At 62.4% G+C, this 14,180-nt stretch carries 15 protein-coding genes; 11 read left to right on the top strand and 4 right to left on the bottom strand.

The features are described from left to right. Position 1: 1 nt before the first annotated feature. Positions 2-1,210 (bottom strand): putative DNA modification/repair radical SAM protein, encoded by a 1,209-nt coding sequence (locus BPHYT_RS11600; RefSeq protein ID WP_012433334.1) that lies wholly within the window; start codon positions 1,208-1,210, stop codon positions 2-4. 329 nt (positions 1,211-1,539) lie between these two features. Here BPHYT_RS11600 and BPHYT_RS11595 point away from each other — a divergent pair, with 329 nt between their 5' ends. Further along, positions 1,540-2,145, top strand: coding sequence for a 2'-5' RNA ligase family protein (locus tag BPHYT_RS11595; protein ID WP_012433333.1), 606 nt, complete (start codon positions 1,540-1,542; stop codon positions 2,143-2,145). 43 nt (positions 2,146-2,188) lie between these two features. Here BPHYT_RS11595 and BPHYT_RS11590 read toward each other — a convergent pair whose 3' ends face one another. Then, positions 2,189-2,434: a hypothetical protein gene (locus BPHYT_RS11590; protein WP_012433332.1), complete on the bottom strand. Its 246-nt coding sequence runs from the start codon at positions 2,432-2,434 to the stop codon at positions 2,189-2,191. A gap of 261 nt (positions 2,435-2,695) precedes the next feature. On the opposite strand from BPHYT_RS11590, the gene BPHYT_RS11585 reads away from it, so the two are divergent. From BPHYT_RS11585 to BPHYT_RS11540, 10 genes are all read left to right on the top strand, one after another. Then, on the top strand, positions 2,696-3,097 hold the full coding sequence (locus BPHYT_RS11585) for a DnaJ family domain-containing protein (RefSeq protein WP_012433331.1): 402 nt from the start codon (positions 2,696-2,698) through the stop codon (positions 3,095-3,097). Positions 3,098-3,201: 104 nt separating this feature from the next. Beyond that, positions 3,202-3,831 carry a tRNA adenosine(34) deaminase TadA gene (gene tadA / locus BPHYT_RS11580; RefSeq protein WP_407669129.1) on the top strand — a complete coding sequence of 210 codons (630 nt, stop codon included), beginning with the start codon at positions 3,202-3,204 and terminating at the stop codon, positions 3,829-3,831. 28 nt (positions 3,832-3,859) lie between these two features. Next, the gene (gene ldcA / locus BPHYT_RS11575) at positions 3,860-4,786 is read left to right on the top strand and encodes a muramoyltetrapeptide carboxypeptidase (protein ID WP_012433329.1); all 927 of its coding nucleotides are present in this window, start codon (positions 3,860-3,862) and stop codon (positions 4,784-4,786) included. Positions 4,787-5,100: 314 nt separating this feature from the next. Beyond that, complete coding sequence (locus tag BPHYT_RS11570) at positions 5,101-5,841, top strand: GntR family transcriptional regulator (RefSeq protein WP_012433328.1); 741 nt, start codon at positions 5,101-5,103, stop codon at positions 5,839-5,841. A 333-nt stretch (positions 5,842-6,174) separates the two neighbouring features. Continuing rightward, on the top strand, positions 6,175-7,656 hold the full coding sequence (locus BPHYT_RS11565; protein ID WP_012433327.1) for an NCS1 family nucleobase:cation symporter-1: 1,482 nt from the start codon (positions 6,175-6,177) through the stop codon (positions 7,654-7,656). Between the two features lie 26 nt (positions 7,657-7,682). Further along, positions 7,683-8,549, top strand: a complete 867-nt coding sequence (locus tag BPHYT_RS11560; RefSeq protein ID WP_012433326.1) for an aspartate/glutamate racemase family protein — start codon at positions 7,683-7,685, stop codon at positions 8,547-8,549. A 239-nt stretch (positions 8,550-8,788) separates the two neighbouring features. Further along, a complete protein-coding gene (puuE, locus tag BPHYT_RS11555) occupies positions 8,789-9,739 on the top strand; it encodes an allantoinase PuuE (RefSeq protein WP_012433325.1) in 951 nt (316 codons plus the stop codon). Beyond that, positions 9,736-10,257 (top strand): 2-oxo-4-hydroxy-4-carboxy-5-ureidoimidazoline decarboxylase, encoded by a 522-nt coding sequence (uraD, locus tag BPHYT_RS11550; RefSeq protein WP_012433324.1) that lies wholly within the window; start codon positions 9,736-9,738, stop codon positions 10,255-10,257. Before puuE ends, uraD begins: the two co-directional genes overlap by 4 nt. Before the next feature lie 76 nt (positions 10,258-10,333). Further along, positions 10,334-11,347 (top strand): allantoicase, encoded by a 1,014-nt coding sequence (gene alc, locus BPHYT_RS11545; protein WP_012433323.1) that lies wholly within the window; start codon positions 10,334-10,336, stop codon positions 11,345-11,347. After that, positions 11,344-11,856, top strand: a complete 513-nt coding sequence (locus BPHYT_RS11540; protein WP_012433322.1) for an ureidoglycolate lyase — start codon at positions 11,344-11,346, stop codon at positions 11,854-11,856. The genes alc and BPHYT_RS11540 overlap by 4 nt, the downstream gene beginning before the upstream one ends. Positions 11,857-12,291: 435 nt before the next feature. On the opposite strand, the gene BPHYT_RS11535 is transcribed toward BPHYT_RS11540, so the two are convergent. Together BPHYT_RS11535 and uraH are read right to left on the bottom strand one after the other, a co-directional pair. Further along, the gene (locus BPHYT_RS11535) at positions 12,292-13,485 is read right to left on the bottom strand and encodes a urate hydroxylase PuuD (protein WP_012433321.1); all 1,194 of its coding nucleotides are present in this window, start codon (positions 13,483-13,485) and stop codon (positions 12,292-12,294) included. 338 nt (positions 13,486-13,823) lie between these two features. After that, positions 13,824-14,177 carry a hydroxyisourate hydrolase gene (gene uraH, locus BPHYT_RS11530; RefSeq protein WP_012433320.1) on the bottom strand — a complete coding sequence of 118 codons (354 nt, stop codon included), beginning with the start codon at positions 14,175-14,177 and terminating at the stop codon, positions 13,824-13,826. Between the last annotated feature and the right edge of the window lie 3 nt (positions 14,178-14,180).

The raw sequence follows: 14,180 nt of genomic DNA, 5'->3' as shown, positions 1-14,180 counted from the left end.
TTCACAACAACGCCAGTTGCACCGGCGGTGCCAACACCCGGCGCAAGCGGGCCGACGACGTGTCATGCAGCGCCGCGCGATAGTCCTGCGTCACGACGAACGGCTTGATCTTTTCCAGCGGACAACGCAGCCGCACGAGATCCTCGTAGCGCACACGGCGAGAACGCCGTAACTCGACCAGGCGTTTCGCGTTGCGCATGCCGATGCCCGGCACGCGCGCGATCATGCGCAGCGGCGCGCGGTTCAGGTCGACCGGAAACTGGTCGCGATGCGCCAATGCCCACGCGAGCTTCGGATCGATGTCGAGCGACAGGTTGCCGGGTTGTTCGAACAGTTCGTCCGCGCTGAAGCCGTAGCCTCGCATCAGGAAATCGGCCTGATACAGCCGATGTTCGCGTAACAACGGCGGCGCCTGAGCAGGCAATGCGGAAGGGCTGTCGGGAATCGGGCTGAAAGCGGAGTAGTAGACGCGCTTGAGCTTGTACGCTCCGTAGAGCGTCGCGGCGGTCTGCAAGATCGTGCTGTCGTTCGTCTGATCCGCGCCGACGATCATCTGCGTGCTCTGGCCCGCGGGCGTGAACTTCGGCGCCTTGGCGTCGCTGTGCGCTTCTTCCTGCGCAAGGCGGATCGAGCCCATGGCGAGCTTGATGGTGCGGACGTTCTTTTCCGGCGCGAGCCGCGCGAGGCTGCTGTCCGTAGGCAGTTCGATGTTCACGCTCAAACGGTCGGCATAACGCCCGGCTTGCGCAATCAACTGCGGATCGGCATCGGGAATCGTCTTCAGATGAACATAGCCGCGAAACTGATGATCCTCGCGCAGCGACTGCGCGACGCGCACGAGCTGTTCCATCGTGTAGTTCGACGACCGAATGATTCCGGAGCTCAGAAACAGTCCGTCGATGTAATTGCGCCGGTAGAAATCCAGCGTCAGCTCGACGACTTCCTCGGGCGTGAAGCGCGCGCGCGGCACGTTGCTCGAGCGCCGGTTGACGCAATACTGGCAGTCATACAAACAAAAATTGGTGAGCAGGATTTTCAGCAGCGAGACGCAGCGCCCGTCAGGCGTGAAACTGTGACAAATGCCCGCGCCGGTGCTGGCGCCCAGACCGGCAGTGCCGCGCGAGCCGCGTTTGGGCGCGCCGCTGCTTGCGCATGACGCGTCGTACTTCGCGGCGTCGGCCAATACTTCCAGCTTTTTGAGCAGTTCCACGTTGCCACCGATACTGTATGAATGTACAGTATCGTACGTGGAGAGACATGACTGCAAGCGGTTTTTTTAATGGGAAAACGGGCGTTGGCTTCGGGGCGTATTTGACGAACGAGCGGGGCGCAAGCGCTACAGCGGAAATGGGCGTGCGCGGGATTGCGCTGCGTTTTTTGCCTGCAACGCGGCGCTAGCTCAAGAGTAACGATTGGTTGATAAAAGGCGATTGTGCAAGCTCGCACAGTCGGGCGGTCGGCATAGATCAGGTACGCGGGTGAGCCCGCACAACGAACGGAGATTCATCGACATGCCGGCTTTATCCGGTCAGGAACGCCATGCCTGAACAACTCTGGCTGCCTGGTCTCGAGGCGCCGCCAACGCCGACAGATGGCCTGTTCTTCGCCGTCTTTCCCGATGCGACCACTGCGGTCAGCATCTCGAAGCTCGCGCAAAACCTTTGCGGCGAGACGCGCTCCCGGAGCAAGCCGCTTGCTGCGGGCCGCCTGCATGTCACCTTGCATCACCTGGGAAATTTCGCGGGTGGTTTGCCGCAAGAGCGGGTCGATGCGGCGATGCAGGCGGCCGCATCGATCAGAATGGAGCCGTTTAGCGTCGAATTCGACGCAGCGGTCAGCTTTGCGTCGAAGCCGCGACCGGGACCGCTGGTGCTGGGCGGAGGCGAGGGTGTCGCTGGCCTGCACGTACTGCACGACGCTTTGGGCTGTGCGCTGCAGAACGCCGGTTTTGGGGATCGCGCGGTTTCATCCGCGGCGCACTACACGCCGCATGTCACGCTAGCGTACGGGATGCCGTGGGTCGCGGCACGTCCCGTTGAGCCGGTTTGCTGGAACGTGCGTGAGTTTGCGTTGATGCACAGTTTGCTCGGGCGTACGCGGCATGTCGCGTTGGCTCGCTGGACTTTGGCTGGCGCCGAATCGTAGCGCGCGTTGTCTGGGTGAGGGCGGCGTGCGGAAGGGCGGCGAGCTAGAACCGCATGCCGGTCGCGCAACCGCCTGCGAAGCCGCCACCGCTTCCGCCCGCGCCACCGCAGAACACGCCACAACCGGATAGCGCGAGTGTCATGGTGATGGCGGCCAGCGTCGCGCGTAGCCAGCGTTTTGGATTGCGTTTGCCGGCATGCGCGAGTGCCACGGCGGGATGCGGATCGATGCGGGCGTCGAAAGCGATGACGGCGTGGTTGCGGCTTGAATTGATCGTTCGGAATTGCATAACGTTGGTGGCTTTGGTGAGCGGCGAGCGAAGGAGCGTCTGCGTCGTTCGATGAAAGTGTTTTGTCAGGTTTTTTGTCGCGGAACAGGGGACGGTACGCGGAGCGTCGAACACGCAGCCGCGAATCGCTGAGGCTAGCGCTCGACCGTCCGTGCTGAAATACGCAGAATCTGAAAACGTAGGAGGTTTCGTCGGTTCGAGAAGCGGAACGATCGTGCGCGCCCTGATAGAATGCTTGGGCCGCAACGTAGTGGATTGCAGATGAGATTGCTTGATGCATTAGTCGAACAGCGTATTGCCGCCGCCGCCGCGCGAGGCGAATTCGACGAGTTACCGGGCGCAGGCGCGCCGCTTTCCCTGGACGACGATGCTCTGGTCCCCCAGGAAGTACGAGTCGCCAACCGGATTTTGAAGAATGCGGGCTTCGTGCCGCCCGCTGTCGAGCAGTTGCGCGCGTTGCGCGACCTGCAAGCGGAGTTGAATGCCGTGAGCGACCGGGCTACCCGTTGCCGTCTCCAGGCGCGCATGCTGGCGCTCGATATGGCACTTGAATCGTTGCGTGGCGGTCCGCTGGTTCTGCCGCGCGAATACTGCCGGCGCATTGCCGAGCGCTTATCCGAGCGCGCGGGCAACCTCGATACGGCAGACGCGGGTTCGCAGTGAGCGAGCCGCTTGCTCACTCCGCCGTAGCGAGTTCAGACTCTGGCGAGTCTCACGCCGCGTTGAATGCGCTGGGTTCCCAACGCTCAGTGAGCGGCGCCGCTGAATTGGCAACGACGGATTCGGGCGCTGCCGCCACCTCGGCGGGTTTAGATCCTGCCCTTGGCGAACCGCCCGCATCTTGCACCGTCCCCGAAGTCTCGGAGCGCGATCGCCGCTTCATGGCACTCGCGCAAGCCGCCGCCGAAGAAGCGCGCGCCGCCGGCGAAGTGCCCGTTGGCGCAGTGCTCGTGCGCGGTGAAGAAGTCATTGCGACCGGTTTCAATCATCCGATCGGCGGGCACGACCCATCGGCGCATGCGGAAATGGCCGCGTTGCGCGCCGCGGCGCAAGCCGTCGAGAACTACCGTTTGCCGGGCTGCGAACTTTATGTGACGCTCGAGCCGTGCCTGATGTGCGCCGGCGCGATCATGCATGCGCGCATCGCGCGAGTCGTGTTCGGGGCGCGCGATCCGAAAACCGGCGCGTGCGGCAGTGTGGTCGACGCCTTCGCGAATCCGCAGTTGAATCATCACACCACGGTGATCGGCGGCGTGCTCGAAAACGAATGTGGCGCCGCGCTCAAATCGTTCTTTGCCGAGCGGCGCCGCGCGAGCCGCGAAGCACGCGCGGCAGCACGTGCCGACGTAGCCGGCGCACCGGGCAGCATCGAACCGGGCCCAGCCGAGTCGCTCTAAAACAACTACGTCCAACCAGGTCTTGCCAATGACCGTCCATCGCACCATCCAACTGATCGCGCCGTCCGGGTATCCGCATGACCCGGAGGTGCTGCATCGCGCGTTGCAGCGCTTCCATACGCAGGGGCATCGCGTCGAGGGCGTGGAAACGACGAAGCGTCGCTACCAGCGCTTCGCCGGCACCGATGGCGAGCGCGCGGCCGATCTGAACCGGCTCGCCGATCCGTCGCGTAAGTTGCCGGACATCGTGCTGGCCGTGCGCGGCGGTTACGGCGCAGTGCGCATCCTGCACGGACTCGACTACGATGGGTTGCAACGGCGGCTGACCGATCAGCCAATCGCGCTGGTCGGACACAGCGATTTCACCGCGATCCAGCTTGCGCTGCTGGCACGCGCCGGCGTGAAGACTTTCGGCGGCCCGATGGTGATGAGCGACTTCGGCGCGGAAGAACTGAGCGAATTCACCATGCAACACTTCTGGTCGGCGGTGACGAAGCCGACCATGACGATCTCGAACAACACGCCGCAAGCGCAGCCGGTCGACGTCTCCGGCATGTTGTGGGGCGGCAATCTGGCGGTGCTGACGTCGCTGATCGGCACGCCGTACATGCCGCCGGTGCAGGGCGGCATCCTGTTCCTCGAGGACGTGAACGAGCAAGCGTTCCGGGTCGAGCGGATGATCTATCAGTTGCACCTGTCCGGCATTCTTGCGCAGCAACAGGCGCTCGTGCTGGGCGATTTCTCCGGCGCCAAACCCTATGAATACGACAACGGCTACGACCTGCACACAATGATCGAGCAGGTCAGGTCGGTGATCGGTATTCCCGTCGTCAGCGGGCTGCAATTCGGGCATGTCCGCAACATGCTGACGCTGCCGGTGGGCGCTGACGCGCATCTCGTCGCGGACGCACGTGGGTTCAAACTAAGCTTGTCGGGCTATCCATACCTCGCCTGAACGGGCGGAGCAAGGAGGCGGGCGGTTGTCCGCTTTCTTTTTGCCCTCAGATACGCAACTAACGGTCGGTGTTTGCGGCCTACTTGCCAGCAGAAAGACCCTGAAGGCTTCCCGATTTTGTTGACAAAACCAGCCTCCAATAGACGGCCGCCGCCTCTCTTAATTAAACTCATGCCGACACAGCACAGGCCACGCGGGCCATGTGAGCGGTATATCAGCTAGGGCTCACCCCGAAGATTGTCGAAATTCAAGGCAAAAATTGTTGACAATTTTTATGTCCATCCTATGATGACCAACATACCGAGACGAACATCATGTCCGACACAGACTCCGCCGCTGCGAATAGTTCGAAACCCGAAGCGATCGCCGAGCGCATCCGCGCGGCGATCCTCGAGCATCGGCTCGCGCCGGGCGCCAAGTTGACAGAAGCCCAGTTGTGCGAAGTATTCGGTGTGAAGCGCGGCCCGATCCGGCAGGCGCTGGCGCAGTTGGCCACCGACCACCTTGTCGATCTCGAACCGAATCGCGGAGCGTTCGTGGCAAGTCCGTCGCTGCAGGAAGTGCACGAAGTGTTCGAGATGCGTCGCATCATCGAGCTTGCGGTGGTCGAAAAGATCTGCAGCGGCCACGGCATGCGGCGGTTGAAGAGCATCGGCAGCATGATCGGCCGGGAACGCAAAGCGTTTGAAACACGTGATTTTCCAGCGTGGATTCGTCTGTCGGGCGAGTTTCACACCGAGTTGGCGGGCCTCACGGGCAACGCCGTGTTGTGCGACTGCCTGAACGGCCTGGTAGCGCGCTCCACGCTGATTTCCGCGCTGTACGAGTCGCTCGGACGCAGCCCATGCTCGTTCGAGGACCACGAAGCTATTCTCGCCGCGCTCGACGCCGGCGATGCAAAAGAGGCGGCGGCATTGATGTCGCGCCATTTGCAAAGCGTCGAGTTGAAGATGCTGGACCGCCCCGCACGCGGCGCGGCCGATCTGCATGAAGTGTTCGGCGCACTCAACGGTGCAGCCAGAGATTCATCGAAGACCAAGTCCGCGCCAGGCTGAGGCACGCGGCCGGCGTGCGCCCGTTGCCGGTGCGCGCCGCACTGAATTGAACTGAACGAATCAAGCGTTGCAAGGCGGCTCGGCGCGAGCGCTGCCGGCTTGTGCACGCCTGTCCGCCGCCGGGCGACGGACCTCGGGTAATGACGCATCGCCGGACTTCGCGGCTGCCGGCGGTGCGATAACCACAAGTACTTCAAGTACGGAGACATCCGCGGCACGGCCGGACAGACGCGCCAGGACCCTCGATTCATACGGACGAGGTGGGCGCGACTGGCATGGCCGATGCAACGTCCTTCGATTCGCTATCGACGGTCCCTATTCCAAGGAGGAATCATGGCTCAGTTCAGTGCAGCGCCCGGCAATCCCGCAATTCCCACTTACGCAGACGACCACGCATCCAGCGAACCGTCGATGCCCGCAGGCTACAGCGACCGCCTCTACAACGAAGACCTCGCGCCGTTACGGCATCAAACCTGGGGCGCCTACAACATCTTTGCATTCTGGATGTCGGACGTGCACAGCGTCGGCGGCTACGTATTCGCGGGCAGTCTGTTTGCGCTCGGCCTGACGAGCTGGCAGGTGCTGATCGCGCTGCTGGTCGGCATCACGATCGTCAACCTGTTGTGCAACCTGATCGCCAAGCCGAGCCAGGCGAACGGCGTGCCGTATCCGGTGGCGTGCCGCGCGACCTTCGGCGTGCTCGGCGCGAATATTCCCGCGGTGATTCGCGGCCTGATCGCGGTCGCGTGGTACGGCATCCAGACTTATCTGGCGTCGAGCGCGCTCGTGATTGTCGTGTTGAAGTTCGTCCCACAATTGCTGCCTTACGCCGACGTTCATCACCACGGCTTCCTCGGGCTTTCGACGCTCGGCTGGACCGGCTTCATGCTGCTGTGGGTGTTGCAGGCGCTGGTGTTCTGGCACGGCATGGAGACCATCAAGAAGTTCATCGACTTCGCCGGCCCCGCCGTCTATTTGGTGATGTTCATTCTCGCGGGCTACATGGTGTATCGCGCAGGTTGGCGCAACATCGGCATCAACCTGGGCGGCGTCAAATATCACGGCATGCAGGTCGTGCCGGTGATGATCACGGCGATCTCGCTGGTGGTGTCGTATTTCTCCGGACCGATGCTGAATTTCGGCGACTTTTCGCGCTACGGCAAGAGCTTCCGCAGCGTGCAGCGCGGCAACTTCTGGGGCCTGCCCGTCAACTTTCTGGCCTTCTCGCTGGTGACGGTGATCACGACCGCGGCCACGCTCCCGGTGTTCGGCGAACTGATCACCGACCCGGTCGAAACCGTTGGCCGTATCGACTATCCGACCGCGGTGATTCTCGGCGCGCTGACTTTCACGATCGCGACTATCGGCATCAACATCGTCGCGAATTTCGTTTCGCCGGCTTTCGACTTTTCCAACGTTGCGCCGCGCCTCATTAGCTGGCGCATGGGCGGCATGCTCGCGGCGGTGGCGTCGATTTTCATCACGCCGTGGAATCTGTTCAACAACCCGGCCGTGATCCACTACACGCTCGACGTGCTCGGCAGTTTCATTGGACCGTTGTACGGTGTCCTGATCGTCGACTACTTCCTCGTGAAGCGTCAGAAGATCGTTCTCGACGATCTGTACACCGTTTCGCCGACGGGTGCTTACTGGTATCGCAACGGCGTCAACTACCGGGCGGTCGCCGCGTTGCTGCCGGCTGCCGTGATCGCGGTGGGCTGCGTGATGGTGCCCGCGCTCGACGGCATGGCGAATTTCTCGTGGTTTATCGGCGCAGGCCTCGCTGCGTTGTTCTATCGTGTTCTTGCACGCTGAATTTTGCGGACGCAACAGGAGTCGATATGCGTATCAAACTGATCAATCCGAATACGACCCAGCGCATGACGGAAGCAATGGGCCGCTGCGCGCGCGAAGTCGCCGCGCCGGGCACCGAGGTCATCGCGGTGAATCCGACCATGGGACCGCCGTCGATCGAGGGCTATTACGACGAAGCGCTCGCCACGCCAGGCTTGCTCGCCGAAGTCGCCGCCGGTGAGGGAGAAGGCTGCGACGGCTACGTGATCGCCTGCTTCGGCGACCCAGGCCTTTACGCGGCGCGCGAACTGGCGCGTGGCCCGGTGATCGGGATTGCCGAGGCGGCGATGCACGCGGCCAGCGTGCTGGCGCCGGGCTTCTCGGTGGTGACCACGTTGGCGCGCACGTGCGGCATGGCGTGGCACCTCGCCGAGCGCTACGGCATGAAGCGCTTTTGCCGCAACGTGCGCGCCACCGACGTCGCCGTGCTCGACCTCGACAAGCCTGGCTCGGCGGCGCGCCGTATCATCCTCGACGAATGCCGGCGTGCGCTCGCGGAAGACGGTTCGGACGCGATCGTGCTCGGCTGCGCGGGCATGGCCGAGTTGTGCGCGGAAATCGAAGACGCGCTCGGGGCGCCGGTGATCGAGGGCGTGACGGCGGCTGTGAAGTGGACCGAGGCGCTGGTCGCGCTGCGTCTTTCGACGGCCAAACGCGGCGATTACGCGCGGCCGCTGGCCAAGCGCTACGACGGCGCGCTAGCGTCCTTCAGTCCGACCGACGCCGATCCGAATCCGCGCGCCGCGCGCGGCGCTACCGTCAATTCCGCCGCAAATGCGCCGGAGAACGCGGGAACGGCCGATTTATTGCGGGTAAACACTACAGAATCGGGGCCGCACATACATTCAGTCTGACACGCACTATCTGCCCGGGTGTATGGGCGCACCCGGGTGTTTTCGCTACACTGGTCCAACTCGGCGCGGGCTGCCTGAAAGGCTTTTTCTGATGCTGTCCGTGCTTTTTCCGGCGCGGTTTCGCTAGCGCTCGCATGAGTCATTTCGCATGCCGCACGTAAACTCAAGCACAACCTCATGTGCATGTCATATGAGTTACACGCGAATTTTACGTACCATCACCACGCATTCGTCAAACCATGCCACTCGACCCGAACTACCCACGCGATCTGATCGGCTACGGCCGCCACCCGGTGCAGGCAAACTGGCCGGGTCGAGCGCGTGTCGCGGTGCAATTCGTTCTGAACTACGAAGAGGGCGGTGAAAACTGCGTGTTGCATGGCGATCCCGGCTCGGAGCAGTTTCTGTCGGAAATCGTCGGCGCCGCGTCTTTTCCGGCGCGTCACATGAGCATGGAGTCGATCTACGAATACGGTTCGCGCGCGGGCGTCTGGCGCATTTTGCGCGAATTCGAGAAGCGCAAGCTGCCACTCACGGTGTTCGGCGTCGGCATGGCGGTCGAACGGCATCCGGAACTCGCGCGCGCCTTCGTCGAACTCGGGCATGAGATTGCTTGCCACGGTTATCGCTGGATACACTATCAGGACATGGCGCCGGAGAAAGAGGCGGAGCACATGCGCCTCGGCATGGAAGCCATCGAGCGGGTGACGGGCGAGCGTCCGCTTGGCTGGTACACCGGCCGCGACAGTCCCAACACGCGGCGTCTGGTCGCTGAATACGGCGGTTTCCTGTACGACTCGGATTACTACGGCGACGATCTGCCGTTCTGGATGGACGTGGACGTGACAGGCGGCGCGAAAGTGCCGCAACTGATCGTGCCGTACACGCTCGACACCAACGACATGCGCTTTGCGAGCCCGCAAGGCTTCAACACCGCGGACCACTTCTTCACCTACCTGCGCGACGCGTTCGACGTGCTTTACGAAGAAGGCGACGAAGCGCCCAAGATGCTCTCTATCGGCATGCACTGCCGTCTGCTCGGACGCCCCGGGCGTTTCCGCGCGCTGCAACGTTTCCTCGACCATATTGAACAGCACGATCGCGTGTGGGTCACGCGGCGCGTCGATATTGCGCGCCACTGGCGCGAACATCATCCTTATCAACAAAACAACCGCGGGGCTGCGGCATGAAGGCGATGCAATACACTCTGGACCAACTCAACAGCACCTCGATCGACGCGTTCGTCGCAGCGCTGTCGGGCATTTTCGAGCACTCGTCGTGGGTCGCGGAAATCGCCGCGCAGCAACGGCCTTTCGCCAGCATCGACGATATGCATCGCAAGATGTCGAATATCGTCGAGACTTCAGGCGAAGAGAAGCAACTGGCGTTGATCAACGCTCACCCGGAGCTCGCCGGCAAGGCCGCGGTGCGCGGCGAACTGACCGCCGAATCCACGCGTGAGCAGAGCGGCGCCGGCCTCGCGCAATGCACGCAGGAAGAGTTCGACAGACTGCTCGCGCTGAACGCCGCGTATCGCGAGAAATTCGGCTTCCCGTTCATTCTCGCCGTGCGCGGGTATGACCGTCACGGCATCATCGCGAACTTCGAGGCGCGCGTGAACAATAGCCGCGCCGACGAACTGCGCGCGAGCCTGGATCAAATCTACCGCATCGCACGTTTCCGGCTCGACGACCTGATCGACGCGTAAGGTTTTACAGACTGCGCGTCGCTGGACTCGAAACGAAACGTTTTTTCAGCACTGACTAACACTAAGGAAGACAAAGATGGCACTCCCGATTCTCGACCCCAACGCACCGGAATTCACGCGCCGCTATGTGAATCTGGCGGACCCGCGTCTGGGCGCGCAGGCGCTCGAGGCCAGCGACGATTTCTTCGCACCGAAGGAACGCATGCTGAATCCGGAGCCGGCCGTCTTCATTCCGGGCAAGTACGACGACAACGGCAAGTGGATGGACGGCTGGGAAACGCGCCGCAAGCGCGCCAACGGCTATGACTGGTGCGTCGTGAAACTGGCGCGTCCGGGCGTGATCAAGGGACTCGACCTCGACACCAGCCACTTTACGGGCAACTTCCCGCCGGCGGCGTCGGTGGAAGCCGCGCGCGTGGTGGACGGCGCACCGAACCAGTCGACGCAATGGACCGAAATCGTGCCGTCGACCACGTTGCAAGGCAACAGCCACCACTACCATGAAGTCAGCGACGCGAACGCGTACACGCATCTGCGCGTGAACATTTACCCGGACGGCGGTATCGCGCGTCTGCGTGTGTATGGTCAACCGCAAGTCGATTGGGCCGGCGCTAGCCGCACGGAGCAATTCGATCTGGCTGCGATGGAAAACGGCGCATACCTGGTCGCGGCGAACAACCAGCACTTCGGCGCTGCGTCGACGATCCTGATGCCGGGCCGTGGCGTGAACATGGGCGACGGCTGGGAAACACGCCGCCGTCGCGAACCGGGCAACGACTGGGCGATCGTCGCACTGGCGCAGCCGGGCGTGATCAAAAAGATCGAAGTCGATACGGCGCACTTCAAGGGCAACTTTCCGGACCGCTGCTCGATTCAGGCCGCGTACGTGACGGGCGGCACGGACAGCTCGCTGATCACGCAGGCCATGTTCTGGCCGGTGCTGCTTGGCGAACAGAAGCTGAAGATGGACAACCAGCACTATTTCGAAAGCGAAATCGCGGCGCTGGGTCCAGTGACGCACGTGCGGTTTAACATCATTCCGGACGGCGGCGTGTCGCGTCTGCGTTTGTGGGGCACGCTCGCATCATGAAAACGCTTGCGATCGAACCGTTGACGAAAGAAGCGTTCGTCGCGTTCGGCGACGTGATCGAACTCGAAGGCGCGAAGCAGATTCCGATCAACCTCGGCACGACGATCCGCTTTCACGATCTCGCGAAAGTGGACGTCACCGACGAGAACGGCCGCACGCTCGTCAACCTGTTTCGCGGACAGCCACGCATGCTGCCGTTCGAAGTGAAGATGCTCGAGCGGCATCCGCTTGGCAGCCAGGCGTTCGTGCCGCTGAACGACAAGCCGTATCTGGTGGTCGTGGCGCCGGCGGGCGAACTGGACGCGTCGAAGATTCGCGCGTTCGTGACGAGCGGCTGGCAGGGCGTGAACTACGCGAAGGGCGTCTGGCACCATCCGCTGATCGCGTTGGGCGACGTGAGCGACTTTATCGTCGTCGATCGTGGCGGCGATGGACTTAATCTTAATGAGCAGGACCTCACGGAGTCGTTGTGGCTCACTGAAGATGCGTTGAGCGCGGTCGTTGTTTGAGTATTTTGCTTTGACGTAGCGTTCAGGTCGACGTGAAGAAGCCCACAGCATGATGAGTGCTGTGGGCTTTTGTTTTGGTGGATGTACTGCGGTCGTTGAGCGTTTAGTCCGCGCGCGGCGGACTTTGGGTCGTGGCCCATTGCCTTGGCCAGACCCTCGAAGACGCTTATATCGTCACTGGCAAGCGATTCCATGCGCACGAGGGTTACTGATTTGTAGCTTCTCAAGGCGCCAATTTGGCAGAGGCCAGTTCTATGGAATCTCACAAGGCAACGACTACGGATTCGTTTGCAGCCCTTGGGCGACAAACGATATGAATCTGTTTGCCTCATCGACCTCACGACCGCCAGACAAAAAAGGGCTTCCCGCTCGCGCGAAAAGCCCGCTTTCTTGATCTATCCATGGCAAGGCCGGGCAACACGCCCGGCCCGATGATTACTTCACTGCGCCACCTTGGAACCACGCTGCGATCTTCATCCGCTCGTCGTCCGTCATGTGCGTCACGTTACCGAGCGGCATGGCCTTCAACGTCACGGCTTGCTGATAGATCCGCTGTGCGTTCTGCGAGATCTCATCCGGCGTATCCAACAGCACGCCGGCCGGGGCGCTACCCATCATCGTCGGATGCGCGGAGTGGCACGCCACGCAGCGCTGTTGCAGCACCGGCGCGATATCGGCCACACGGACCACCGGCGCGTTCGCAGCTTGTGCTTGCGGCACGACGGGCTTCGGCATCGTCCAGAAGAGGGCGCCGAACATCAGCGCGATGCCGACCAGCGGCAGATACCACAACACCTGGCCACGGTGACGCATCACGAAGAACTGACGGATCAGCGCGCCGGCCAGCATGATGACCAGCAACACGGCCCAGTTGTACGGATGCGTATAGGTCATCGCGTAGTGGTTCGACAGCATCGCGAACACCACCGGCAGCGTGAAATACGTGTTGTGCACCGAGCGCTGCTTGCCGCGCTTGCCGTAGATCGGGTTCGGCGTCTCGCCCTTGAGCATCGCGTCGACCATCTTGCGCTGGCCCGGAATGATCACGAAGAACACGTTGGCCGACATGATCGTTGCCAGCATCGCGCCCATGATCAGGTAAGCCGCGCGGCCCGCGAAGATATGGCATGCGAGCCACGCCGCGATCAGCACATACACGCCGACGCAGATGCCGAGCACCTTGTCCTTGTTGCCGAGAATGCGGCACAGCGAGTCGTACACGATCCAGCCGGCTGCGAGGAAGCCGAGCGCCGAGGCGACGGCGACCACCGGTCCCATATCCAGCACGTTCTTGTCGATCAGGTAAGTGCTCGGCGAAAACAGATACAGCACGGTAAAGAGACCGAAGCCCGACAGCCAGGTGGTGTACGACGGCCACTTCGACCAGTGCAGATCGTCCGGCATTTCCGGCGGCGCGACGGTGTACTTCTGCATGTTGTAGAAGCCGCCGCCGTGCACGTGCCACAGTTCGCCGAACACGCCGCGCCGGCGCTGGTTCGGGTCCGTTGGCGGTTTGAGGCTGTTGTCGAGCGCGACGAAATAAAACGATTCGCCGATCCATGCAATCGCGGCGATGACGTGAAACCAGCGAATCGCCAGATTCAACCAGTCTGTGATAAAGCCTTCCATGAAACTCCTCCACTTCTGATTCGTTGTACACGCAGCGACGTTATGTGCCTTCTGAAACCCGGCTGACGGGTCGTTGGCAGGGCGGCACGTCGCTGCGCAGACTGCGGGGTGAAGACGCGATGCGCTCAGTTCGCACAGCGCCGTTTTTTATCGGCTCGTTCCGTTGGTCGGGTTGGGTTCGAAGCGGGGCGAGTCGCGTGCGTTCGATTGCGTTCCGCGGGTGCTCGCCTGGGTCTCCCTGAGCATCTGCGCAATGCAATCGAGCGCGACCGTCATGCTGCGCGAACCCGGCCTCGCTTTCTCCAACCGCTTTCCAGCACTTCGCGGCAGATGTCTTCTTAGCTGCCGCGATACGTGCTATACGACCAAGGCGACACGAGCAGCGGTACGTGATAGTGCGCACCGGCATCGGCCACGCCGAAGCGCAACACAACGCGATCGACGAAGCGCGGCTCCGGCACCTTCGTACCGATCGACGCGAAGTAGTCGCCGGCGCCGAACACGAGTTCGTATTCGCCCGCGACTAGCGCATCGCCTTCGAGCAGCGGCTGGTCGCAACGACCGTCGTCATTGGTGGTGGTGGTTTTGAGCGCGCGGCGCGTGTCGCCTGAGAGCGCGAAGAGTTCGACCTTGATGCCCGCGCCGGGACGGCCGTTCGCGGTGTCGAGCACATGGGTAGTGAGCTTTCCCATTCG

The organism is Paraburkholderia phytofirmans PsJN (assembly GCF_000020125.1).
Classification (GTDB): domain Bacteria; phylum Pseudomonadota; class Gammaproteobacteria; order Burkholderiales; family Burkholderiaceae; genus Paraburkholderia; species Paraburkholderia phytofirmans.
Note: the sequence above shows the minus strand (reverse complement) of the source record. Positions and strands in the feature narration are given on the sequence as shown.